General features: G+C 73.1%; 18 protein-coding genes and 2 pseudogenes. 7 read left to right on the top strand and 13 right to left on the bottom strand.

The annotated features are described in order from the left end of the window. Positions 1-5: 5 nt before the first annotated feature. The 4 genes and pseudogenes from EAO76_RS46120 to EAO76_RS12665 all read left to right on the top strand — a co-directional run. Positions 6-143, top strand: a pseudogene (locus EAO76_RS46120) (hypothetical protein); the annotation flags it as partial. A 238-nt stretch (positions 144-381) separates the two neighbouring features. Further along, positions 382-468, top strand: a pseudogene (locus tag EAO76_RS46115) (hypothetical protein); the annotation flags it as partial. 9 nt (positions 469-477) lie between these two features. Next, positions 478-861, top strand: a complete 384-nt coding sequence (locus EAO76_RS46110; RefSeq protein WP_262375419.1) for a cation transporting ATPase C-terminal domain-containing protein — start codon at positions 478-480, stop codon at positions 859-861. A gap of 49 nt (positions 862-910) precedes the next feature. After that, a complete protein-coding gene (locus EAO76_RS12665) occupies positions 911-2656 on the top strand; it encodes a GAF domain-containing sensor histidine kinase (protein ID WP_148836031.1) in 1746 nt (581 codons plus the stop codon). Here the strand turns inward: EAO76_RS12665 and EAO76_RS12660 are convergent. Together EAO76_RS12660 and EAO76_RS12655 are read right to left on the bottom strand one after the other, a co-directional pair. Continuing rightward, a complete protein-coding gene (locus tag EAO76_RS12660; RefSeq protein ID WP_148836030.1) occupies positions 2653-3354 on the bottom strand; it encodes a response regulator transcription factor in 702 nt (233 codons plus the stop codon). The two genes, EAO76_RS12665 and EAO76_RS12660, sit on opposite strands and share 4 nt — an antisense overlap. A 51-nt stretch (positions 3355-3405) precedes the next feature. Further along, entirely contained in the window at positions 3406-4044 is a 639-nt protein-coding gene (locus EAO76_RS12655) for a CBS domain-containing protein (RefSeq protein ID WP_148836029.1), read from the bottom strand. Between the two features lie 486 nt (positions 4045-4530). Between EAO76_RS12655 and EAO76_RS12645 the strand changes: the two genes are divergently transcribed. Then, positions 4531-5922, top strand: a complete 1392-nt coding sequence (locus tag EAO76_RS12645; RefSeq protein WP_148836028.1) for an FAD-binding oxidoreductase — start codon at positions 4531-4533, stop codon at positions 5920-5922. A 78-nt stretch (positions 5923-6000) separates the two neighbouring features. On the opposite strand, the gene EAO76_RS46105 is transcribed toward EAO76_RS12645, so the two are convergent. Further along, a complete protein-coding gene (locus EAO76_RS46105; protein WP_262375418.1) occupies positions 6001-6129 on the bottom strand; it encodes a hypothetical protein in 129 nt (42 codons plus the stop codon). A 236-nt stretch (positions 6130-6365) separates the two neighbouring features. On the opposite strand from EAO76_RS46105, the gene EAO76_RS12640 reads away from it, so the two are divergent. Beyond that, the gene (locus EAO76_RS12640; protein WP_148836027.1) at positions 6366-8627 is read left to right on the top strand and encodes a serine/threonine-protein kinase; all 2262 of its coding nucleotides are present in this window, start codon (positions 6366-6368) and stop codon (positions 8625-8627) included. A 22-nt stretch (positions 8628-8649) separates the two neighbouring features. Continuing rightward, a complete protein-coding gene (locus EAO76_RS12635) occupies positions 8650-10194 on the top strand; it encodes an NAD(P)/FAD-dependent oxidoreductase (RefSeq protein WP_148836026.1) in 1545 nt (514 codons plus the stop codon). Between the two features lie 41 nt (positions 10195-10235). Here the strand turns inward: EAO76_RS12635 and EAO76_RS12630 are convergent, their stop codons facing one another. Genes EAO76_RS12630 through EAO76_RS12585 form a run of 10 tightly spaced genes read right to left on the bottom strand, consistent with a single transcriptional unit; the run spans position 10236 to position 22927 of the window. Further along, on the bottom strand, positions 10236-11210 hold the full coding sequence (locus EAO76_RS12630; protein ID WP_148836025.1) for an acetylxylan esterase: 975 nt from the start codon (positions 11208-11210) through the stop codon (positions 10236-10238). Positions 11211-11214: 4 nt separating this feature from the next. Beyond that, the gene (locus tag EAO76_RS12625) at positions 11215-13626 is read right to left on the bottom strand and encodes a polysaccharide lyase 8 family protein (protein ID WP_148836024.1); all 2412 of its coding nucleotides are present in this window, start codon (positions 13624-13626) and stop codon (positions 11215-11217) included. Positions 13627-13636: 10 nt separating this feature from the next. Beyond that, positions 13637-14788 (bottom strand): SGNH/GDSL hydrolase family protein, encoded by a 1152-nt coding sequence (locus tag EAO76_RS12620; RefSeq protein WP_148836023.1) that lies wholly within the window; start codon positions 14786-14788, stop codon positions 13637-13639. Then, on the bottom strand, positions 14785-15864 hold the full coding sequence (locus tag EAO76_RS12615) for a right-handed parallel beta-helix repeat-containing protein (protein WP_148836022.1): 1080 nt from the start codon (positions 15862-15864) through the stop codon (positions 14785-14787). The genes EAO76_RS12620 and EAO76_RS12615 overlap by 4 nt, the downstream gene beginning before the upstream one ends. Further along, positions 15861-16463, bottom strand: a complete 603-nt coding sequence (locus EAO76_RS12610) for a DUF624 domain-containing protein (protein WP_148836021.1) — start codon at positions 16461-16463, stop codon at positions 15861-15863. Before EAO76_RS12610 ends, EAO76_RS12615 begins: the two co-directional genes overlap by 4 nt. Before the next feature lie 2 nt (positions 16464-16465). Next, complete coding sequence (locus EAO76_RS12605) at positions 16466-18424, bottom strand: hypothetical protein (protein ID WP_262375417.1); 1959 nt, start codon at positions 18422-18424, stop codon at positions 16466-16468. 37 nt (positions 18425-18461) lie between these two features. Next, complete coding sequence (locus tag EAO76_RS12600) at positions 18462-20252, bottom strand: heparinase II/III family protein (RefSeq protein ID WP_187438584.1); 1791 nt, start codon at positions 20250-20252, stop codon at positions 18462-18464. Next, positions 20240-21004 (bottom strand): SDR family NAD(P)-dependent oxidoreductase, encoded by a 765-nt coding sequence (locus tag EAO76_RS12595; protein ID WP_148836020.1) that lies wholly within the window; start codon positions 21002-21004, stop codon positions 20240-20242. Before EAO76_RS12595 ends, EAO76_RS12600 begins: the two co-directional genes overlap by 13 nt. A 44-nt stretch (positions 21005-21048) precedes the next feature. Further along, the gene (locus EAO76_RS12590) at positions 21049-21972 is read right to left on the bottom strand and encodes a carbohydrate ABC transporter permease (protein WP_148836019.1); all 924 of its coding nucleotides are present in this window, start codon (positions 21970-21972) and stop codon (positions 21049-21051) included. Continuing rightward, positions 21959-22927 (bottom strand): carbohydrate ABC transporter permease, encoded by a 969-nt coding sequence (locus tag EAO76_RS12585; RefSeq protein WP_262375416.1) that lies wholly within the window; start codon positions 22925-22927, stop codon positions 21959-21961. Before EAO76_RS12585 ends, EAO76_RS12590 begins: the two co-directional genes overlap by 14 nt. Positions 22928-22929 lie beyond the last annotated feature (2 nt).

Genomic DNA, 22929 nt, shown 5'->3' with positions numbered 1-22929 from the left:
GCGCGATGCCGGAGCCGACAGCCGCTCGGGCACTTCCGTCCGACGCCTCGGCAGCAGGTCCCACCGAGGCGGAAGCCGCCCGGCGGCTCGCCGACACCGGGCCCGACGAGGTGGCCGCCGGAAAACCGGTGCGGCTCCACAGCCGGGTGCTCGCCCAACTGCGCGACCCGCTGATCATGGTGCTGATCGGGGCCGTCGTGCTGACCCTGGCGATCGGCGACCACCCCGACGCGATCGTCATCGCCCTGGTCGTCGTCGTGAACACGACCGTCGGCGTCGCGCAGGAGATCCGCGCGGACAACGCCGTCGCCGCCCTCTCGGCCCTGGGCGCGCCGCACGCGCGCGTGCGGCGCGGCCGTCCGGGACCTCCCGGCCTCCGGGATCGTTCCCGGCGACGTACTCGTCCTCGGCGAGGGAGACATCGTCGCGGCCGACGCCGAACTCGCCGAGGCATCGGCCCTCCTGCTGGACGAGTCCATGCTCACCGGCGAATCGGCCTCCGTGGACAAGGCCGCCGGAGCCGCACTGGGCGCGGCCCTCGCCGCCCGGACGCCGGGCCTCCCCCGGCAGAGCGTCCTGCTCGCCGCGCAGCTCGGCGTCGTCCTGGGACTGCGCGCCAGACCGCTGACCGGGAAGAACCCGTTCCTCCTGCTCGCGGTCCTCGCCTCCGCCCTCTTGGCCGTCGCAGCCCTGTACGTCCCGTTCCTGAGTGCGGTCCTGGAGACCGAACCACTCGGCCGGGCGGCCATCGGCATCGCCGCCGCCTGCGCACCGGTCGGATTCCTCGCGGCGCGACTCGTCCGGACCGCGTTCCGGCGGACGGGCCCGGGAGGAACGGCCGGAGCATCCGGACTACCGTGAAATCGGGTGCGGCAGATGCCGTGCCTGCCGGATGCGACCGGAGGTTCCGATGGTTCGTGAAGGAGCCGGATCTGCGGACACACGGCTGCCACGACTCCGGCTCGACGAGCTGCTCGACGAACTCCAGGTCCGCATCGACGAGGCGCGGGGTACCAGGGACCGTCTCAACGGGCTGCTCGCGGCCGTCATGTCCGTCGGCCGTGAACTCGACCTGCCTCAGGTGCTGCACGGCATCGTCCAGGCCGCGGTGTCCCTCGTGGACGCCGAGTACGGAGCGCTGGGCGTCATCGGCGAGGACCGGAAACTGTCCGAATTCCTCCCCGTGGGCATCGACGACGACCTGCGACGGCAGATCGGGGACCTGCCGTCGGGACACGGCATCCTCGGCGAGCTGATCCGCAACCCGGAGCCGCTGCGCCTGCCCGAGTTGTCCGAACATCCCGCCTCGTACGGCTTCCCGGCGCACCATCCGCCGATGCACTCGTTCCTCGGCGTCCCCATCCGGGTCCGCGAGGAGGTCTTCGGCAACCTGTACCTCACGGAGAAGCGCGGAGGAGCCGAGTTCGACGCCGAGGACGAGGCCGTCGTGACCACCCTGGCCGGCGCCGCCGGCATCGCGATCGAGAACGCACGGCTGTACGAGGAGGGCCGCCGCCGGCAGCGATGGCTCGCCGCGAGCTCCGACTTCACCGGCGTCCTGCTCTCCGGTACGGAGGAGACCGAGGCCCTGGACGGGATGCTGGAGCAGGCGGTGGACATCATCGGCGCCGACACGGGGATCTTCTACCCGGTGGGCGCGGGCGGCGAGCTGCGGGGCGCGCTGGCCCGGGGCGAGGACGCCGACGTCCACCGGGGCCTCGTCCTGCCGGGCGGCGAGGGCACCCTGGCGGCCGTCGTCCTGGCACAGGGGGAGGGACTGGTCAAGGCGGCGGACGTCGAGAGCGACGAGCGGGTGACGGCACGGCCGGAATGCTGGAAGGGCTTCGGTCCGGTGGTGGCGGTCACGGTGGCCACCAAGGAACGGCTGAGCGGCGTGCTGATCCTCGCCCGGCGCGGCGGACGGATGCCCTTCACGGACGCCGAGACCGCCGCCCTCCCCGGATTCGCGGGACAGGCGGCCCTGGCCCTCGAACTGGCCGCCCGCCGCCGCGACGCCGAACAGGCGACCCTCCTGGAGGACCACGACCGGATCGCCCGCGACCTGCACGACCTGGCGATCCAGCGACTCTTCGCGACCGGCATGACCCTGCAAAGCGCTCGGCGTTTCGTCGAGCATCCGGAGGCGATGGACCGGCTGACCCGGGCGATCGACGACCTGGACGCCACCATCAAGATCATCCGGTCGACCATCTTCGGCCTCCGGGAACACGATGCTCCCGGCACCGCGCCGAAACTCAGGAGCCGCATCGTCTCGGCGGTCGACTCGGCCGTCCCGGCCCTCGGGTTCACCCCCGCCCTGCGCATGGAGGGGCTGCTGGACACGGACGTGCCGGTCGAGGTGGCCGATGCCGTCGTCGCGGTGATCGGTGAGGCACTCACCAATGTGGCCAGGCACGCCGGTGCGGGCACGGCCGAGGTCGCCGTCCTGGCCGGGGAGGGGAGCCTGGTCGTGACGGTGAGCGACGACGGAGTGGGTATTCCGCGGAGCCGGACCGACCGGGGCCTGCGCAACCTTGCCGAGCGGGCCGGGCGACTGGGCGGTTCGCTGTCCGTCCTCCCCCGGACGGAACTCCGCGGGGGCACCCTGCTCGAATGGCGCGTCCCCCTGCCGCCGGACGGGAAGGAAGGACCCTAGCCCTCCTCGGGGTCGTGCTCATGGGCATCGTGTCCATGGGCCTGTGCGGCGATCACGGCCGCCTGCACCCGCCGTTCCACCCCCAGTTTTCCGAGCAGTCGCGAGATGTGGTTCTTGACCGTCTTCTCCGACAGATAGAGACGCTTGGCGATCTGCCGGTTGGTGAGCCCCTCGCCGATGAGTTCCAGGACCGAACGCTCGCGCCCGGACAGCGCGGCGAGGCGTTCGTCCTCCGGGGGCTTCGCCGCTTCGGGCTCCCGCAGGGAGCGCATGAGCCGGGAGGTGGTGGCCGGATCGAGCATCGACTGCCCGGTCGCCACGGTGCGCACCGCCGAGACGAGATCGGAGCCCTTGATCTGCTTGAGGACGTACCCCGCCGCCCCCGCCATGATCGCGTCCAGGAGCGCGTCCTCGTCGTCGAACGAGGTCAGCATCAGGCACGCCAGGCCGGGCATCCGGGAGCGCAGCTCCCGGCACACGGTGATCCCGTCGCCGTCGGGCAGCCGCACGTCGAGGACGGCCACGTCCGGCCGCAGGGCAGGCCCCCTGGCCAGGGCCTGGGCCGCCGTGGACGCCTCGCCCGCCACCTGCATGTCGGGTTCGTCGTCGATCAGGTCACGGAGACCTCGCCGCACCACTTCGTGGTCGTCCACGAGGAAGATCCGTGTGGGAGTACCGGCTGCCGTCAGATCGGTCATGGCGATCCCTGCGGTCGATGGGCACGTAACCGCCCCCACAAGGATTGTCCGTCATGGGGCGTCCTCGTGGGCACCGAGTTCCATCCGGACGTCCACGACACCCTCCACGGCCCGCACGGCGCCGGCCAGGAGCGGTACCAGCGAGCGGTCGGTGAGCGTCCCCCGGAGGACGGCGATCCCTTCCAGCACGGAGACGTCCAGCCCCGCCGCCGCGGTGGGGCCGCCGAGTACGCAGCGGCGGATCTCCTCCTCGATCTCGCCGTCCGCGCGCAGGAACACCTTGAGGAGGTCGCTGCGGCTGACGATCCCCTCCAGCATGCCGAGACCGTTCACCACGGGCAGGCGCTTCACCTTCCGCGTGGCCATGATCCGTGCCGCCTCGGCGAGTGCGGCGTCCGGATGGACGGTCACGGCCGGACTCGACATGAGTTCGCCGGCCCGCAGGGCCCGGGCCTTGGCCGCCCGCGCGAATCGGCCGGAGTGGGGATCGTCGTGCCGGAACTCCTCCTTGGGCAGGAGGTCGGCCTCGGACACGACTCCGACCACCCGTCCTTCTCCTTCGAGGACGGGCAGGGCGCTCACCTTCCATTCGTCCATGAGGGTGACGATCTCCTTGTAGGACGCGTCATGTCCGACCGCGACGGCGGTATGGCTCATGACGTCGCTGACGGTGCGAGGGGAACCAGGCATGGAAGACATCGGAGACCTCCTCTTCCGCAGTTCCCACTCTCGCCCCGGGCGCGGCGGCGGGGGAGGGCCGGACGGTCCTTTCCCGGGGGAATCGGACCCGGCCCGCCGTCCGGTGCCGGACGGCGCCCGTCGTACGGCACCGGACCACCGGGAGTCACCGCGACCGCCTCGTCGAGGACGAGCACCCCGGCCCGACCGCCAGAGCCCGCGCGACGGCCACCCGCCGGCGCCGACCGCCGGGCAGCCGCCGGGGCAGCGCCGCCGCCTCCCGCTGCTCGCCGCCGGCATGAGGGGCGGTGGCCACCCCTTCGCGCCGGAGCCGGTGCTCGACGCGGTGGCGGCGCTCAAGCCCGCGTCCGGCGAGCAGCCGGCCCGCCCGGTCTTATGTCAACACCATTGACGTTGAGGATTCCGGCGGAGTCTCATGGGCGGTACTTCGGAGGGGCCGCGCTCCGGTCGCCTCCGTGATCCGAAGGAGCGCCACCTGTGAACCCCCTCGCCTCACTCGCCGACGCCGCCCCGGCCCCGTTCTGGCTCGACGACCCGCAGCGGCCGGAGCCGCGGCCCGCGCTCGTCGGCGGTACCCGCTGCGACCTGCTCGTCGTCGGCGGGGGCTACACCGGCCTGTGGACCGCCCTCGTCGCCAAGGAACGCGACCCGGGCACCGACGTCGTGCTCATCGAGGCCGACCGGGCCGGCGGCGCCGCCTCCGGCCGCAACGGCGGATTCTGCGAGGCGAGCCTCACCCACGGACTGGGCAACGGCCTGGAGCGCTGGCCCGACGAGATCGGCCGGCTCGAACGGCTCGGCCGCGAGAACCTCCGGGCGATGGAGGAAGCCGTCGCCCGGTACCGCATCGACTGCGCCTGGGAACGCACCGGCGCCCTCGACGTCGCCACCGAGCCGTACCAGCTCGACGACTTGGCGGAGGCGGCCGAGGCGTCCGCCCGGTACGGCGGCGATCCGCTCCTGCTCGACGCCGAGGCCGTTCGCGCGCAGATCGACTCCCCGACGTTCCTCGGCGGCGTGTGGAACAAGGACGTGGCGATGGTCGACCCGGCCCGGCTCGCCTGGGGGCTCAGGCGGGCCTGCCTCGACCTCGGCGTCCGGGTGTACGAGCACACGCCCGCCACCGGGCTCGACGAGCACGGCGCGGTGATCGCCGTCCGCACCCCCTACGGCCGCGTCACCGCGAGCAGGGTCGCGCTCGCCACCAACGCGTACCCGTCCCTGCTCCGGCGCCACCGCCCGTACACCGTCCCCGTGTACGACTACGCGCTGATGACCGAGCCGCTGACCGAGGAGCAACTGGCCTCCGTGGGCTGGCAGAACCGCCAGGGCTTCTCGGACTGCGCCAACAAGTTCCACTACGTGCGGCTCTCCGCCGACAACCGCATCCTGTGGGGCGGCTACGACGCGGTCTACCACTACCGGGGCCGGGTCCGCGCCGAACACGACCAGCGGCCCGAGACGTTCGCCACCCTCGCCCGGCACTTCTTCGCCACCTTCCCGCAGCTCGAAGGGGTCCGGTTCACGCACGCCTGGGGCGGAGCCATCGACACCAGCACGCGGTTCTGCGTCTTCTTCGACACGAGTCACCGGGGGAAGGTCGCCTACGCGGCCGGGTTCACCGGTCTGGGGGTCGGCGCCAGCCGCTTCGGCGCGGAGACCATGCTCGACCTGCTCGCGGGCGACCGCACCGAGCGCACGGAGCTGGAACTCGTCCGCCGCAAGCCCCTGCCGTTCCCGCCCGAACCCGTCCGCGCCGTCGGCATCGGCATCACCCAGTGGTCCATGGCCCGCGCCGACCGCAACCAGGGCCGCCGCAACGTGTGGCTCAAGGCGCTCGACCGCGTCGGCCTCGGCTTCGACAGCTGACCGCCGCCGCACTGACCGCCGACACCCCGCCCCTCGTGTCCTTCCAGGAGCCGGCCCCGATTCCCGGCACCACCGTCGTCACCACCGGGCCCGGCCCGGTTCCCGGGACACCAGGTCCTCCGCGGCCCTCCCCGCCACCTCGGCCGCGTACGGGACGACCTCACGGGTGACGGGGGCGACGGGGAAGTACCCCTCCTCCACGCCCATGAGCGGTGCCGAAGCGTGTCATCGGGTCGTACCGGCCATGGCGGCGGCCCGGGGAGCCCGCAGCGGAGCCTTCTCGGGCGGGCCCGGCCCCGCCGGTGCGCCCGCCGCCACCGCGCGACTCGGACCCGGCGACCGTGTCACCCCGTACAAACCGAGCAGCCGGGCAGCCATACTGGACGGGCCGGGGAGGGCGCAGCAGTGGGCGACAGGCGGAACGACGGGGGCGACAGCAGGCGATGGCGGACACCAGGCTGATCCAGGGCCGGTACCGGCTGCTCGATCTGATCGGGCGCGGAGGCATGGGCGAGGTGTGGCGCGCCCGTGACGAGTCGCTCGGCCGGCACGTCGCCGTCAAGTGCCTCAAGCCGATGGGGCCGCAGCACGACCAGTCCTTCACCCGCGTCCTGCGCGAACGCTTCCGCCGCGAGGCCCGCGTCGCCGCCGCGCTCCAGCACCGCGGCGTCACCGTCGTCCACGACTTCGGCGAGCACGAGGGCGTCCTCTACCTGGTCATGGAACTCCTGGAGGGTCGCAACCTCAGCCAGCTCCTGGAGGACAACGAACAGCACCCGCTGCCGGTGGCCGACATCGTCGACATCGCGGAACAGGTGGCCGACGCCCTCGGCTACACCCACCGGCAGGGCATCGTGCACCGCGATCTCAAGCCCGCCAACATCATGCGGCTGACCGACGGCACGGTGAAGATCTGCGACTTCGGCATCGCCAGGCTGGGCCACGACATGGGCTCCTCCCGCCTCACCGGCACGGGCATCGCGATGGGCACCCCGCACTACATGTCGCCCGAGCAGATCAGCGGCGGCCACATCGATCACCGCAGCGACCTCTACTCGCTGGGCTGCGTCCTGTACGAGATCGCCACCGGGGCACCGCCGTTCGACCTGGAGGACTCCTGGTCGATCCTGGTCGGGCACCGCGACACCCAGCCCCGGCCCCCGCGCACCCACCGGGCCGAACTCCCGGACTTCTTCGACCGCGTCGTCCTGGAACTGCTGGCCAAGACCCCCGAGGAACGGCCCGTCGACGCGGGCGACCTGAAGCAGCGGATCGTCATCGGCCGCACCGGCGAACAGCCGAGCCCGGAGCTGTCGGGGCGGGTGTGGCTCGCGCCGCCCGTCCCGGTCGTGCGCCCGGGACAGCGGCTGCCGGCCTGGACCCGCGGCATGACCACCGGGCACAGGGCGGCCGGCGCCCGGCCGCCCGTGGCCCTGCCCGACCACTCCGCGGGCCTCACCGGCGAGTGGACCACCGGCACCGACCTGCGCGACCTCACCGGGGGACTGCCGCTCGCCGCGGCCGGGCGCCCGACCCCGTCGCCGGAACTGCTCTCCGTCCTCGCCGGCCGGCACAGCGCGGGCCTCAACCTGGGGCGGCTGGGCCACTGGGAGGAGGCCGGCGAGGTGCACCGCGCGGTCGCCGCCGAACGGGAACACGCCCTGGGCCCCGACCACCCCGACACCCTCGCCAGCCGGTACGAGGTCGGCTTCACCCTCAGCCGCACCGGGCGCGCCCCGGACGCCCTGCGGGAGTTCGACCGGGTCGCCCGGGGCCGCGAACGCGTGCTGGGGCCCGACCACCCCGACACCCTCGCCGCCCGCCAGGAGACGGCGTACGTGCTGGGCCGGCTCGGTCGGTACTTCGAGGCCCACCAGGTGTACGCGGAGGTCCTCGCCTCACGGGAACGGTCGATGGGGCCCGACCACCCCGACACCCTGCGCTGCCGCCACAACCTGGCCTTCAACCTCGGCCGGCTCGGCCGTCTGGAGGACTCGTACCGCATGGCCAGGGAAGTGGCGTCGGCCCGCGCCCGGCTCCTCGGCGCGGAGCACCCCGACACCCTGGTCACGCTGTACGAGGTGGCATACACGCTCGGCCGGCTGGGCCGCTGGCCGCAGGCCCTGCAGACCTACCGGGAAGTGGCCCGGGGCCGCGCGAGGTCGCTCGGCGCCGACCACCCCGACACCCTCTCCGCCCGCTACGAGGTCGGCATCGGCCTCGGCCGCATGGGCCGCAGCGAGGAGGCGCTGGAGCTGTACCGCGCCCTGGTCGACGACCGGACCCGGGTGGCCGGCCCCACCGACCCCGAGACGCTCCGCGCCCGCCACGGCCTGGGCGTCAACCTGGGGCGACTGGCCCGCTGGGAGGAGGCGCTCGCCGAGGCCCGGGACGTGTGTGCGATCCGCGAACGGGTACTGGGCCCCGACCACCCCGACACCCTCGTCAGCCGCCGGGAGGTCGCCGTCGGCCTCGGCTGGCTGGGCCGCTGGGCCGACGCCCTCACCGCCTACCGCCGGGTCGCCGGGGCCCGCGAGCGGCTGCTCGGCGCCGGCCACCCCGACACCCTCGCCGCCCGCAACGACGAGGCGCACTGCCTGGAGCAGCTCGGCAGGGGAACGGAGGCCGTCGAGCTGTACCGGCAGGTCGCGGCGTTGCGCCGCGGACAGCAGGTTCCCGGCACCGCCACCTCTGGCCAGGTGTGATCGTGCCGTGCTACGAAGGGTCATGCCCGCACCCGACAGCTATGACGCAGTGATCGTGGGCGGCGGCCACAACGGACTGGTCGCCGCCGCCTACCTCGCCCGTGCCGGACAGTCTGTCCTCGTCCTGGAACGGCTGGCCACCACCGGGGGAGCGGCCGTCTCCACCCGCCCCTTCGCCGGGGTCGACGCCCGACTGTCGCGCTACTCGTACCTGGTGTCCCTGCTGCCGTCGAAGATCGTCCGCGACCTCGGACTGGACTTCGCCGTACGCAAGCGGGACGTCTCCTCCTACACCCCCACCGTGCGCGACGGCCGCGCCACCGGGCTCCTCGTCGGCGGGGAGAGCACCCCGGACTCCTTCGCCGCGCTCACCGGCTCGGACCGGGAGTACCGGGCGTGGCAGCGCTTCTACGGCATGACGCGGCAGGTCGCCGAGCGGGTTTTCCCGACGCTCACCGAACCCCTGCCGGACCGTGCCGAGCTGCGCGGGCGGATCGGTGACGAGGAGGCCTGGCGGACGCTCTTCGAGGAACCCATCGGCATCGCCGTCGAGAAGAACTTCACCGACGACCTGGTGCGCGGAGTCGTCCTCACCGACGCCCTGATCGGTACCTTCGCCGACGCGCACGACCCGTCGCTGATCCAGAACCGCTGCTTCCTCTACCACGTCGTCGGCGGCGGCACGGGCGACTGGGATGTCCCCGTCGGCGGCATGGGCGCGCTCACCGACGCCCTGGCCCGGGCCGCCCGCGAGGCCGGGGCGGAGATCCGCGTCGGCCACGAGGCGACCCGGATCGAGACCGACGGGACCCGGGCCGAGGTCACCGTCCGCTCACCGGAGGCGGAACACGTCGTCGCCGCCCGCCGGGTACTGGTCAACGCCTCCCCGCAGGCCCTCGCCGCCCTCCTCGGCGAGGAGCTGCCCGCCCCGGCCGAGGGGGCGCAGCTGAAGGTGAACATGCTGCTCACCCGGCTGCCCCGGCTGCGCGACCGCTCCGTCGACCCGCGCCGGGCGTTCGCCGGGACGTTCCACATCGCCGAGGGGTACGGGCAGCTCGCCACCGCCCACCGGGAGGCGGCCGCGGGGCGGCTGCCCACCACCCCGCCGTCCGAGATCTACTGCCACTCGCTGACCGACCCGTCGATCCTCGGCCCCGACCTCGCCGCCAGTGGCCACCAGACCCTGACCCTCTTCGGCCTGCACACCCCGGCCCGGCTCTTCGCCGCCGACAACGCGGCGGCGCGCGCCGAACTGCTCGCGGCCACCCTCGCCGCCCTCGACGCGCACCTGGACGAGCCGATCACCGACTGCCTGGCGCTCGACGGGAACGGCGAGCCGTGCATCGAGGCGAAGACCCCGCTCGACCTCGAACGGGAACTGCGGCTGCCGGGCGGCCACATCTTCCACCGGGACCTCTCCTTCCCGTACGCCACCGGGGAGACCGGGCGGTGGGGCGTGGAGACGGCGCACGCCAACGTGCTGCTGTGCGGGGCGGGCGCCGTGCGCGGCGGCGGGGTCAGCGGGGTGCCCGGCCACAACGCCGCGATGGCGGCCCTGGGCAGGTGACGGGAGGGGGCCGGTCACCGTCGGCCCCCTCCCGCGTTCCGTCACCGGCCGAACACGCCCCGCAGCGCGCCGAGCTTGCGCGGCAGGTCGTACTCCGCGCCGCCCTCGTGCCCGTTGTACGTGAACACCTCGATCTCGGCCGGTCCCGCGTAGCGGTGGTACGCGGCGAACACCGTGGACGACGGGCAGATCCGGTCCATCAGGCCGACGGAGAACCACGCCGGGGCGCTCGCCCGCGCCGCGAAGTTGACCCCGTCGAAGTAGGACAGGGTCTCCATCGCCTCGTCGATCCGGAAGCGGTGCCCGGACAGCCAGCGGGCGATCTCCGCGTACGGCCCGGCGTCCGTGATCTGCGAGGCCCGCCGGTAGTGGCAGAGGAACGGCACGTCGGCGACGGTCGCCGCGACGTCGTCCCGCAGCCCGGCGACGGCCAGCGCGAGCCCGCCGCCCTGGCTGCCCCCGAGCACCGCCACCCGTGCGGCGTCCACCGCCTCGTGGGCCTTCGCCGCGTCCACCGCCCGCACCGCGTCCGTGATCAGCCGCCGGTAGTAGTGGCGGTACGGGTCCTCGATGCCGCGGGTCAGGAAGCCGGGGGAGGAGGAGCCGTGCCCGTCGGGGCCGATGTCCGGGGTGTCCGCGGTGTTCTTGCCGCCACCGCCCTGGCCCCGGTTGTCCATGACCAGATGGGCGTACCCCAGCGCGCTCCAGGTCAGCCAGGAGTACGGGATGCCCCGGCCGCCGTTGTAGCCGATGTACTGCACCACGGCGGGCAGTGGGCCCGAACGCGTCCGCGGCAGCATCAGCCACGCCTTCACCGGCTGCCCGCCCCAGCCCCGGAACGTCACGTCGAACACGTCGACGGTCGCGAAGCCGGCGTCGTACGGGACGAATTCCGCGGCCAGGTCGTGGCGGGCCGTCTCGGCGAGGGTCTTCTCCCAGAAGGCGTCGAAGTCGGCCGGTTCCTCCGGTTCCGGCCGGTACGCGCGCAACCGGTCGAGATCCATGTCGAACAGCAAGGGTCTAGCTCCTCTTCAGGGTGAGGTCGAGGGTCGCGCCGTGGCGCCCGGCGGTGTCGGCGGTGATCCGGATGCCGCGGTTGGTCCTGGCGACGCTCACGCCCGGGTCGGCGGAGGCGACGTCCAGGCCGCGCCGCGCCAGGTCCAGCACGACCGAGGAGCGCGACTGCGTCGGGTCGGACAGCGCCACCTTCACCGTCTTCCCGTCCGGCCGTACGAGGACCGAGGCCGGGCCGTCCGAGGACAGTTCCTGCGCGGTGCCCGCGGTCCAGAAGTTCGCCGCGAGCAGCCCGTCCGCGCAACGCCGGACCGCGTGCACGGCGGTGGTGCGGGCGACGGGCTCCACCGGGGGAGCGGCCGCCCACTGCCGGGTGCGTTCCGCGGAGGCGGCCGGGGCCTGGAGCCAGTAGTAGCCCGCCCCGTCCGGCGCCGTCCCGTGGTCCTGCCACAGCGTCAGGTACGGGCGGGTGACCGGGGTGTCGGTGCCGTACTTGAGGTTGATCTCGCGCCAGGTCGCGGTGCGCTCCTCGCGCAGACCGTTCAGGGTGGCGGGCTCGGGGAAGACGTAGCCGCCGGTCCCGGCCACGTGCAGCCACCGGACCTTGTCGAGGCGGGCCGACCAGCCGGCGTCCGGGGGCACCGCCGTGCCGTTGACGAGCAGGGCCGCCCCCGGGTCGCGGAGCTTGCGGTTCTCCACGACCGTCTCGACGGTGCCCGCGTCGGCGGTGACGCCCGAACCGACGCAGACGATCACGTCGTCCAGGCAGAACCAGCTCTTCAGGCCGCGCAGCGAACTCCCGTACGCGCGCAGCTCCATGCCGTACGCCCCGAGCGTCGTGCCCGGCAGCGCGGCCCCGCCGGCCCAGTCGGCGGTGCTGGTGGTGCGCTGTCCCGCCCCGTCCGCCTGCCGGCCCGCGACGACGGTGGTGCCGGGCAGACGCGTCGGGTCGACGGTCGGCCAGTAGTCCTCGCTGTAGTGCCCGAGGTCGTCGGTGTACAGCAGGACCATGCCGTCGGAGAGGTGCCAGGCGCGCAGGTTCTCGTTCTGGATGGACTCGTAGTTGTAGATCCGGGACGAGTACGCGGAGATGCCCAGGGCGAAGGACGGCCGGTGATGGGCCGCCTTGTCCATCCGGGGGTGCTGCTTGTGCGAGACCAGCGGCCCCCGCGCCGGGACCGGGGAGGCCAGGACCCGCTGGGCGGCGACGAGCGAGGCGAGGTCGGTCACGGCCAGGAAGTCGCGGTAGGTGTCCTCGGTGATCCACTGCTTGACCAGGGCGGTGAACCGGTCGGCGGCCTCGCCGGGGAAGCTCGGGATCAGCCGGATCACCGCCTCGATGACGGTCTGTGCCGAGACGTGGCCCTGCTTGCTGGGGCGGGCGATCTCGCGTCCGCACACCGACGCCATCACGTCGCCGCGCACCAGCAGCGGGTCGAAACCGTCGTCGACCCAGCGGCGGACGTTGTCCAGGTCCGGGTCGGTGACCTGCCACGCCGTGCCCGCCAGGAGGTTCAGCAGCCGGGACAGGTTGTTCAGCAGTTCCTTGCCGTACCCGCCGTTGTAGGGGTGCTTGTAGTGCTGGAGGAACGAACCGTCGGAGTAGAAGCCCTCGCCGGTGCCCTCCGCGGCGGCGCTCGCGTCGTTGAAGGCCAGGACGCTGTTGGCGCCCGAGCCCTCGACGTCCGAGAGCGCGTCACGGACCCGGGCCAGGTCGTCCCCGCTGTCGCGGAGCACGGCGTTGACGGCGACGACGGTGGAGATCCACACCCGGTTGGCCCCGGTCGCGATCTGCCGGTCGGCCCGCCAGAGGTTCGGGTCGGGGGTGTAGTGCCGCACGGCCGCGGTGATCCGGGCCAGCCGCTCCGCCCCGAGCACGTCGTACAGCAGCACGGTCGCATCGTTGAGGGCGAGCGCGGAGCCGATCTCCCAGTCCCAGTCGTTGTCGAACCGGGTGTGTTCGGGGCCGTAACGGTGGGTCAGCATCCAGTCGAGGCCGGCCAGCAGCAGATCGCGCAGCGCGGTGTCGCCGTACTGCGGGGTGCCGGGGACGGCCCACGCGGTGGCGACCGTGGCGAGCCGCTTGAACGAGGTGGTGACGTGGTTGGAGAGCGCGGTGCTGGTCAGGTCGGGGAACAGCCCGTCGGTACGGGTCGGGTCGAGGCCCTTGGCGGCGGTGGTCGCGGCCCGGCCGACCCGGGCCACGGCCGCGGCGATCCGCGGGTCGGCGGGGTCGAGGCCGGGGCCGCCGGTGAGCAGGGTGTGCCAGCGGGTGCGCAGGGCGGCCGCGGTGTCCTCGGCCGCGTGCGCGGTGCCCGACGCGGCGGGCGTCAGCGGCAGGGCGACGGCCGCGCCGAGCGCCGCCGCCCCCGCGAGAACGGTGCGCCGGGTGGTGCCCGGGGTGCTGCCTGGGTTCATGATGCGGCCCTCACAGAAGGTGTCGGCGGTCGACGGCCGCGGCCAGCGCGGCGTGACCGGCGGGGTTGGGGTGGAGTCCGTCGCCGCTGTCGTACGCGGCGGCCATGCGCGAGGGGTGTTGCGGATCGCGCAGCGCGGCGTCGAAGTCGGCCACGGCGTCGAAGACGTGCCCGGTCCGTACGGCGGCGTTGATCCGCTGCCGGACCTCCTCCAGCTCCGGAGTCCAGCGGATCCAGCCCTCGAACGGGGTGATGGTCGCGCCGACCGCCCGCAGACCGGAGTTGCGGGCGCGCAGCACCAGTTGCCGGTACCCGTCCAGGACGCGCGCCGGATCGGTCTGGCTCGGCGGCTGCTGGAGGTCGTTGACGCCGAGGTGGACCAGTATGGTCCGCAGCCCCGGCAGCGACAGCACGTCGCGGTCGAAGCGGGCCTGGCCGCCGGGACCGAACCGGGCGTCGTCCAGCAGCAGCCGGTTGCCGCTGATGCCGAGGTTGGCGACGGCCGAGCCGGGCAGGCGCCTGGCCAGCTGGTCGGGCCAGCGCAGATCGGCGTCGTCCGGCGTGCCCACGCCCTCCGTGATGGAGTCGCCCAGCACCGCGACCACCGGCCCGTGCGCCCCCGTCACCTCGACGCCCGTCAGCAGGAACACCGAGGTGGTGCGCTCGCCGTCGACGAAGTGCGAGGCGTGGGTGTTGCGGTGGAAGGACAGCGGCCCCGTGGGGCCGGGGAGCCGGGTCTCCACCGTCAGCCGCGCCGCCTCGGCGGCCCGCAGGCCGTCGACCGGGTCGCTGGTCAGCGAGGCGCCGGCGGCGAGCCATGCCTGGCGCCGCCCGCCGAACGTCACCGGCCTGCCGCCCGCCGTCACCGGGCCGACGAGGACCGGGACGGTGCCGAAGGCGTGCCCGTAGCGCAGCCGCACGTTCCCGCCCGCGGACAGCCGCACGTGCGCGGTGAAGGTGGCGTCGGTCAGGCCGGCGCCCGCCACCGTGTCGGTGGCGGTCGGCGCGGTCTGCGCGGTCGCCCAGGACGTCGTCCAGCGCGACCGGCCCGTGCCGCCGCCCGACCGCTCGGCCGCCCGCGCCCCCGGCGCCGCGGCCGCGACCGCCGCCAGGGAGGCCGCCGCCGTCAGTACCCCGCGTCTCGCGGGTCCCCGCCCGGTCACTTGGGGCACACACCCGTCGGGTCGTACTCGCCGCCGTAGGTGCCGACCGCGTTTCCACCGGTGTTGCCGCTCATGGTGTTGGTGCACACCGGGCCCTGCGGGGTGCGCATGAACTTGATGCCGCCGCCCGCGTTGTCGGTGATGGTGTTGCCGTAGACGCTGGTGTCGATGCCGTCGGTCGCGGTGTCGCCGCCGAGCCGGATGCCCGCGCCGACGTTGTCGTGAACGGTGTTGTAGCGGAAGATGTTGCCGCTGCCGCGCGCGTCCAGCCCGCCGGAGCTGGGGTCCTTCTGGCCGCTGCAGTCGTTGTACTCGACGTAGTTGTTGGTCGAGTTCTCCTTCACGTCCACGCACTCGTTGCCCCAGGTGGCGATGGTGTTGTGGTGGATGCGGTTGTTCCTGCTGACGTCGGGCGCCGCGTCCGGGGCGCCGTTCGCGCCCTGCTGCTCGGGGGCCGTGCCGAGGTAGATGCCCTCGCCGTTCTTGCCGCCCCCGCCGAACTTGAAGTCGGCGACCCCGCAGTCGGTGATGGTGTTCCCGGAGATGTCGGCGCCGGTCACCAGGTAGCGCACCCGCAGGCATTCGTCGGCGGCGTTCTTCAGCGTCATCCCGGTGATGCGCAGCCCGCCCACCCCGTTACCCGGGGTCGTGCTCATGACATAGATGAGTTTGAGGCGGTAGCCCGACACGTCGGAGGACGAGCCGTGCAGTCCGTCCACGGTGAAACCGCTGAGCGTCGTGGAGTCGTGCTGCACCTGGATGATCCGGGCGTCACCGGCCCCCTTCACCACGGCGCTCGACGGGCCGGTGAGGGTGACCCCGGAACGCTTGGTCACGATGTCCTGCCGGTACGTCCCCGCGGCAAGGTGCACCGTCGCGCCGGTCGGCGCCAGATCGACCGCCTTCTGGATCGTGGCCAGCGGGGAGCCCGCCGACGTACCGGAGTTGGCGTCGCTGCCGGACGGCGACACGTAGTACGCGGTGGCGGCCTCGGCGGCCACCGACGGCGGCGGGAAGGCGAGCGGCGCGCCGGCGGCGAGCGCGGCGACGAGGGCGGTGCGCAGTACACGGCTCATGGGGTGTGCCTCCTGGGGTCTGCGAAGGACAGGGCGAGCAGTACGGGGATGCTGGGGCCGAGGAGCAGGGGGCCCAGCGGTACGACGAGGGAGAGCAGCGCGGCGGAGACCACCGCGCCGAGCAGGGCGGTGCCCCGGGCCGGTGACCCGAAACCGAGGGCCAGCGCCCCGCGCGACCAGGTGCGGACCGTGCCGTGCGGCGAGCGGCCCGCCTCCGCCGCGAGCGCCACGTGATGGATGGCGAGCGCGGCGGCGATGCCCACCTGCGCGGCGAGCAGCACGAACGTCCACGGCTCCGAACGGCCCAGCAGATGGACGATGTTGGCGACCAGGACGAACACGGCGACCGTGGACACCAGCGAGTGCCGCCACAGGGCGCGCCAGTACCGGGGGAACGCGGTGAACGTGTGGACGAAACAACGGCTGTCGCCCTCCGCCCGCCACCGCTGCAGGGCGTACCCCATCGCGGCGAGCGCGGGCAGCCAGGTCACGACACCGAGCGCCAGCACGGTGAACGCGGCCCCGGCGGCGGCCGGGTAGGCGATGAACTCCAGCCGCCGCAGCAGCGTCGGCCAGCCGGACGAGAGGGTTGCCTGCATGATCAGCCGACCTTTCCTGTGTACGGCTCCGGGACATCGAGCAGCACCTGGCCGTCCAGCTCCAGCCGGGTGGCCGCCACCACGTACGGGGCGTGCCCGGCACCGTCGAGCAGCACCGCCGCGGCGTCGGCCGACACCTCCGCGGTACGGATGCGGCGGGCGACGGGCGAGAGGAGCACCGTCTCCTCGCCGAGGACGACGCCCTCGCCCTCCGCGCACTCGGCCCGCCGCGTGTCGACCGGCCCGGCGCCCGGGACGATCGCGGTGAGGAAGAGACCGCTCGACGAACGCGCGGTCGTCGCACGCAGGGTGTGCAGGGTGCGGGTGAGGCGCAGCTCCGGCGTGCTGGACGTCGGATTGGCCTCGACCTCGGTGACCTCGGGGACGACCCGGGCGTCGAGCGGCGCGAACCGCCGCAGCAGCGCCGAGGCCGCCCCGGACCGGATCAGCCGGCCGCCGTCCGGCAGCGGCTCGGTCGGCCGGTCGGTCTGGAGCAGGAACGTCCACTCCCGCTCCGCGTCCGCCTCGGCGAGGTCCAGCAGCACGAGCCGCCCCGACGGGGTGAACACCAGCGTCCGGTCCAGCCGCCGCACCCCGAGCGCCGGGTCGTACATCGCGGCGATCTCCGCCGTGGCGTGCGCCCAGCCGCAGTCGTCGGCGACCAGCACGTCGCGCTGCCGGGCCTGCCGCTCGTGGGGGATGTCCCGGTACACGTGGTACCGGTCCTCGTCCGCGTACCCCTGCCCGTCCACCAGCAGCAGATTGTGGTGCGCGGCCCGCTTGCGGTTGCTGTAGCCCTCGTCGACCGCGAGGAAACCGCCCTGCGAGACCAGCACGAACGAGCCCGAATCGGGGTGGTGGTGGCCCTGGTTGAGGGTGTCCCAGCCCTTCTCCGCCCGGTGCTTCGCCGAGGTCTCCCACGCCTTGTGGCCGCCGCCGGGGCTCGCCTTGAACGAGACGAGCGTGGCGTCGTCGTCCCATCCGGTACGGGCGCAGAGCAGCCCGAGGTCCGGGAAGAACGCCCGCGTCCCGGTGGGCGGCGCGGCGGCCACGGACGGGTCGTACCAGAGGTGTTCGAGGTACGCCTCCGGCAGGATGCCCGGCCGCACCCCGCTCTCCGCCGCCTCCTGCCACAGCAGCTCGCCCGAGGCGAGATCGCCCATCCACTGCGCCTCGGGGATGCCGTACCGGGCCGCGAGACGGTAGTACAGGGCGGCGCTGTGCCCGCTGCGCCGGTCGTGGCAGTCGCCGTGGTCGACGTTGAACGCGAAGCCGGGCGCCGTCTGGTGCAGCCGGTAGCGGAAGGTGTTGCGGAGGAACCCGCCCCGCTCCCACCAGTCGATGCCCTCCGCCTCCTGGAGGAGGTCCAGGTGGATGGCGAGGAACGGCACCCCGTAGCGCCAGTAGACGACCCCCTCGGCGTGCGAACCGTCGTCCGGCATCAGGTCGAGGACCGTACCGAGGTTCTCCTTGGCACGCTCGGTCCACTCCTCCTTGCCCAGCACGTAACCGGCGGTCGCCAGGCCCGCGTAACAGATCCAGTTGTGGTTCTGCCAGTACGAGGACGACCACCAGCCGCCCTCGCTCGCCACCGCGAACTCGTACATCCGCCGCCCCTGGAGCAGCAGTTTGTACCGCAGCAGCGCCGCCACGTCGTCCGGCAGCTCGTCGCCGATCCACCGGTGGGCGAGCGAGAGGTGGTGCAGCAGCCAGCCGGCGTCCAGGTCGTGGTCCGGCATGTGCGCCCGGCCCCAGTGCGGCAGCCGCACCGCCGCCTCGATCCAGCGCCGGCTCTCCGCCAGATGGGCCGGATCGCCGCCGACCCGGTACGCGAGCGCCGGATTGGAGGCGGCGGGCCCCAGCCAGGTGATGCTGGCGAGGGGATGGGTACGGGGCGGGGTCAGCCCGCGGTGGCGGGCGGCCTCCTCGTACAGATCGAGGCGGCGGTGCGGCTGCCGCACTGGGGCCGGGCGGCGGGGTCGCCGAGAGCAGCAAGGGTCAGTCCTCCGTCCGGAACCGTGCGGAACTTCCGTCGGTCAGCGCGACGGTCAGCACCCCGTCGCCGTCCAGCCGCACCTCGCTCACGGCGGGGCCGGCCGACGCCGCCTGGTACACCGAGGCGAACGTGACCCGCTCCGACCGCGTGGTGAAGTCGACCCGGGTGCGCACCCGCTGCGGATCGTCCGCCGGGCCCGGACCCGGCCGGGTGACCGGGCGCACGGTCCGGCCCGGGGTGTGGGTGTGCCAGCCGTGCAGGGTGTCGTCGCCGTACCAGGTGGTGCGCACCTCGCCCGAGGGCTGGAGCTGGACGTCCAGCGCGACACCGGGGCGCAGCTGCGCGGCCAGGCTCCGCTCGGTTCCGGCGCCCACGGTCAGCAGGTCGACCAGGTAGCTGTCGCCGAGCACGACCCGGCGGACCGCCCGCACCCCCTCGTACGCCGCCGTCACCTCGGCGGTGACGGACGAGCCGTCCGAGTCCAGCAGCCGGCCGGCGCACTCGGCCTGTTCCGCACCGTCCGCCCGGAAGGCGGAGTGGGCCTCGGTCGAGGCGTACAGATCACGGAACTCGGCGTGCGCGTACGGCACCTGGCCGGGGTCGGGCTGCCAGGGGGTGGTGTCCCCGTACAGGTACAGCGACAGCTTGTCGCGGTGCCCGTGCGAGCCCCCGTGCGGACCGAAGTCCAGCAGCGCGTGGACGCCCGCATGGCGCAGCACCGCGTACCCGGCCGTCGGGAACACCGTGACCGGGCCGGGCGCCGGGCGCTCGGGCAGCGGCGGCCCGGCGAACCAGCCGCCCAGCTCGCCGTCGAGCCCGTCGTCGCTCCCGCCGAGCTCGGCCCGGGCCCGCCCGGCCACCGCGTCCAGCGCGGGGGAGGGCACCAACTGCTGTGCCAGGGCAACGAGTTCAAGCCACTCCAGGGCGAGCGGACCGCGCAGGTACGGGCCGTCGTGCAGCGCCGGGAGGATGCCGCCCGGGGTGGCGATCGCCACCAGCACGTCCGTCATCCCGGCCAGTACGTCCACCACGTCGGACGGCAGGGCGGCGGGGTCGGTGCCGCGCAGCGCCAGCAGCGCGGCCCGCAGCACGAACCCGTGGTAGTACGTGCTGCCCTCCCACTCCCAGCCGTCGTCGGCGACCGCGACCCGCAGATGCGCGTACAGCCCGTGCTCGCCCTCCAGCCACCGCCCGGCACCGTCCCACTCGCTGTCGCGAGCCGCAGCGGCACCCCGACTCGCCGCCACACCCGCGGCGTTGAGCCACGCGGTGTAGTTGGAGGCGAGATGGCCCTGACCGGTCAGCACGTCCCGGGCGTCGAGAGCCGCCTGCTCCAGGTCGTCGAGGAGCGGCAGCAACGCCGCCAGATGCTCCGTGGACTCCTCGGCCAGTGTGATCACGGCGTGCCCGATGTTCACCGCCCAGATGGCGTCGGTCAGCGCCTGGTGGAACAGCCGGCCGCGCAGCATCCAGCCCTGCGCCTCGCCGTGCCGCTCGGTGGCCAGCTCCGCGTACAGCCCGGCGTACTCCACCAGCCGCGCCACCGACTCGGCGCGCTCCCCGCGGTGCGCGAGCACCCGCAGGTGCCGCGCCCACGCCTGGTGCGACAGCACCAGCCAGGCGCCGCGCACCGCCTCGTCGTCCACCCGGCAGCCGTACGCGCAGCGCGCACCGCCCTCGGGGAACACCCCGGCCAGCAGATCACCGTGGTCGAGCTCCACGCCGTGCGCCGGGCAGACGTACGCGTGCCACCAGCCGCCCCGCTCACGGGCGATCCGCCTCAACGCGGCCACACGCCACCGTCGATGTCCACCGTGGTGGCGGTCAGGAAGCCGGACGACGGCGAGGCCAGGTGCACGACCGCGGCGGCGACGTCCTCCGGCGTGCCGGCCCGGCCGACCGGGATGCCCGCCTCCATCGCCTGCTGCGCCTCGGGGGCGGTGAACGTGTCGTGGAAGGCGGTGCCCTTGATGAAGCCGGGGGCCACGGTGTTGACCGTGATTCCCGTACCGCCGAGCTCCTTGGCCAGGCCCTTGGTGAAGCCGCGGACCCCGGCCTTGGCCGCCGCGTAGGCCACCGAACCGGGGCCGCCGCCGTTGTGCGCGGCCAGCGAGGACATGGTGACGATGCGCCCGGCCGAGGACTCCTTGAGATGCGGCAGGGCGGCGCGCACGGTGCGGAACGTGGACGTCAGATTGGTGGAGAGGACCTTGTCGAAGTGGTCGTCGGACATCTCGGCGACGGTGGCCCGGCCGATCAGATGGCCCGCGTTGCAGACGAGGACGTCCAGGCCGCCGAGGAAGCCGGTCGCCTCCTCGACGAGCCGGTCCACATCGGCGGTCACCGTGGCATCGGCCCGGAACGCCTTCGCCCGGCGGCCCAGCGCCTCGATCGCGGAGACCGTCTTCGCGGCCTCGTCGGCGGAGGAGTGGTAGTGGACGGCGACATCGGCACCGGCCTCGGCGAGGGCGACGGCGATGGCGCGGCCGATTCCGTGGCCCGCCCCCGTCACCAGTGCGCGGGAGCCGTTGAGATCAGCAGACATGGGGTGAGTACCTTTCGAGGACCGGCCGCTCAGACCGGAACCGGTCACTTGAGACCGGCGGTTGCGAATCCCTGCACGAAGTAGCGCTGGCCGATGAGGAAGAGGACGACCATGGGCAGGGTGGCCAGCGTGGTGCCGGCCATCAGGAAGTGCCACTGGGGACCGTTCTCCGTCTTGAAGACGGAGAGTCCCACCTGGATCACCCGCAGGCTGTCCGTACGGGTCACCAGCAGCGGCCACAGGAAGTTGTTCCACGACGACTCGAAGGTCAGCAGTGCCACGGTGGTGAGCGCGGGCTTGACCTGCGGGGTCATGATGCGGGCGTAGATCCGGAACTCGCCCAGGCCGTCGAGCCTGGCCGCCTCCTCCAGCTCCACCGGGAGGTCCAGGTAGAACTGGCGGAACAGGAAGACCGCGAACGGGGTGACCGCGCCCGGCACGATGAGCGCCCACCAGGAGTCCAGCCAGCCGCTGCCGCCCTGGCCGAAGATGTCGTTGCCGCCGGCCAGTGGCATGAAGCGGACGATGAGGAACTCCGGCAGGACCTTGGTGTAGGTCGGGATCATCAGCGCGGCGATGAACAGGTAGAAGATGACCTCGCTGCCCCGGAACCTGATCCGGGCCAGCGCGTACCCGGCCATCGACGCGAGTACCACGTTGATCACGGTGTGGCTGAACGCGATGATGAAGCTGTTGCGCGCGTACGTCGCGAACGGCGCCGCCTTCAGCGCGTCGACGTAGTTCCCGAACTCCCAGTGCTCCGGCAGCAGTCCGGCGTCCTGCGAGGCGATCTCCACCGGCGTCTTGAGCGAGGTGAGCACCATCCAGACGAACGGCACCACCATGAGCAGGGAGACGACGGTGAGGGTCGCGTAGAGCGCGATCCGGCCGACGGTGAGCGGTTTGCCGTTCTTCACCGGCCGGGACTTGCTCGTGGCCCCCGGCGCGGGCAGCTCAGTTGTGGCCACGGGTGCCTCCCATGATCCGCCGGTTGACCAGGGTGAAGCCCATCAGCAGCACGAACAGCACCAGTGACTGCGCGGAGGCGTACCCGATGCGGAACTCCCGGAAGGCGGACTTGTAGATCTCGAACGTCATCATCGTGGTGCTGTTGCCCGGGCCGCCGTCGGTCAGGATGTAGATCTGGTCGAAGGACTGGAACGCGCTGATCATCGACGTGATGAGGACGAAGAACGTCGCGGGTTTCAGCAGCGGCAGTGTGATCGAGAAGAACTGCCGGACCTTGGACGCGCCGTCCACCGAGGCCGCCTCGTACAGCTCCTTGGGCAGGGACTGCAGCGCGGCCAAGTAGATGAGCATCTTCATGCCGATGCCCTGCCAGATGCCGACCAGGATCACCGAGGGCATCGCCCACGAGGTCGAGGAGAGCCAGGCCGGGCCGTCGATCCCGAGGAAGGACAGGAGTGTGTTCAGCAGCCCGTTGCCGGGGTTGTAGATCCACAGCCAGACCAGCGCGATCGCGACGGTGGCCGTCACCTGGGGAATGAAGACCGCGGTGCGGAAGATGCCCCTGGCCTTCAGACCGGTGTGCAGTGCGAGGGCGATGAGCAGTCCCAGCATCATGCCGAACGGGACGGTGAAGAAGGTGTAGACGACGGTGTTGACGATGGACTTGCGGAAGACCGCGTCGTCCAGCATGTCGCGGAAGTTGTCCAGCCCCACGAATTGCGGCGGCGTCAGCACGTCGTACTTGGTGAAGGCCAGGACCACCGACGCGACGACCGGCAGGCCGATCCAGAGCGAGGCATGCAGCAGCGCGGGCGCCACCATCAGCATGCCGGCGCGTTGCCTGCGGCGCCCCGGGCCCGCCGGCGTGCGGCCGGGACGCTTCTTCGCGACCGGGCGCCCGGTGGGGGCGGGCGCCCGGTCGGGCCGGGCCTTGAGTACGGATGTTGCTCCCACGG

The sequence above is a fragment of the Streptomyces sp. sk2.1 genome, from assembly GCF_008120935.1.
Taxonomy (GTDB): Bacteria; Actinomycetota; Actinomycetes; order Streptomycetales; family Streptomycetaceae; genus Streptomyces.
Note: the sequence above shows the minus strand (reverse complement) of the source record. Positions and strands in the feature narration are given on the sequence as shown.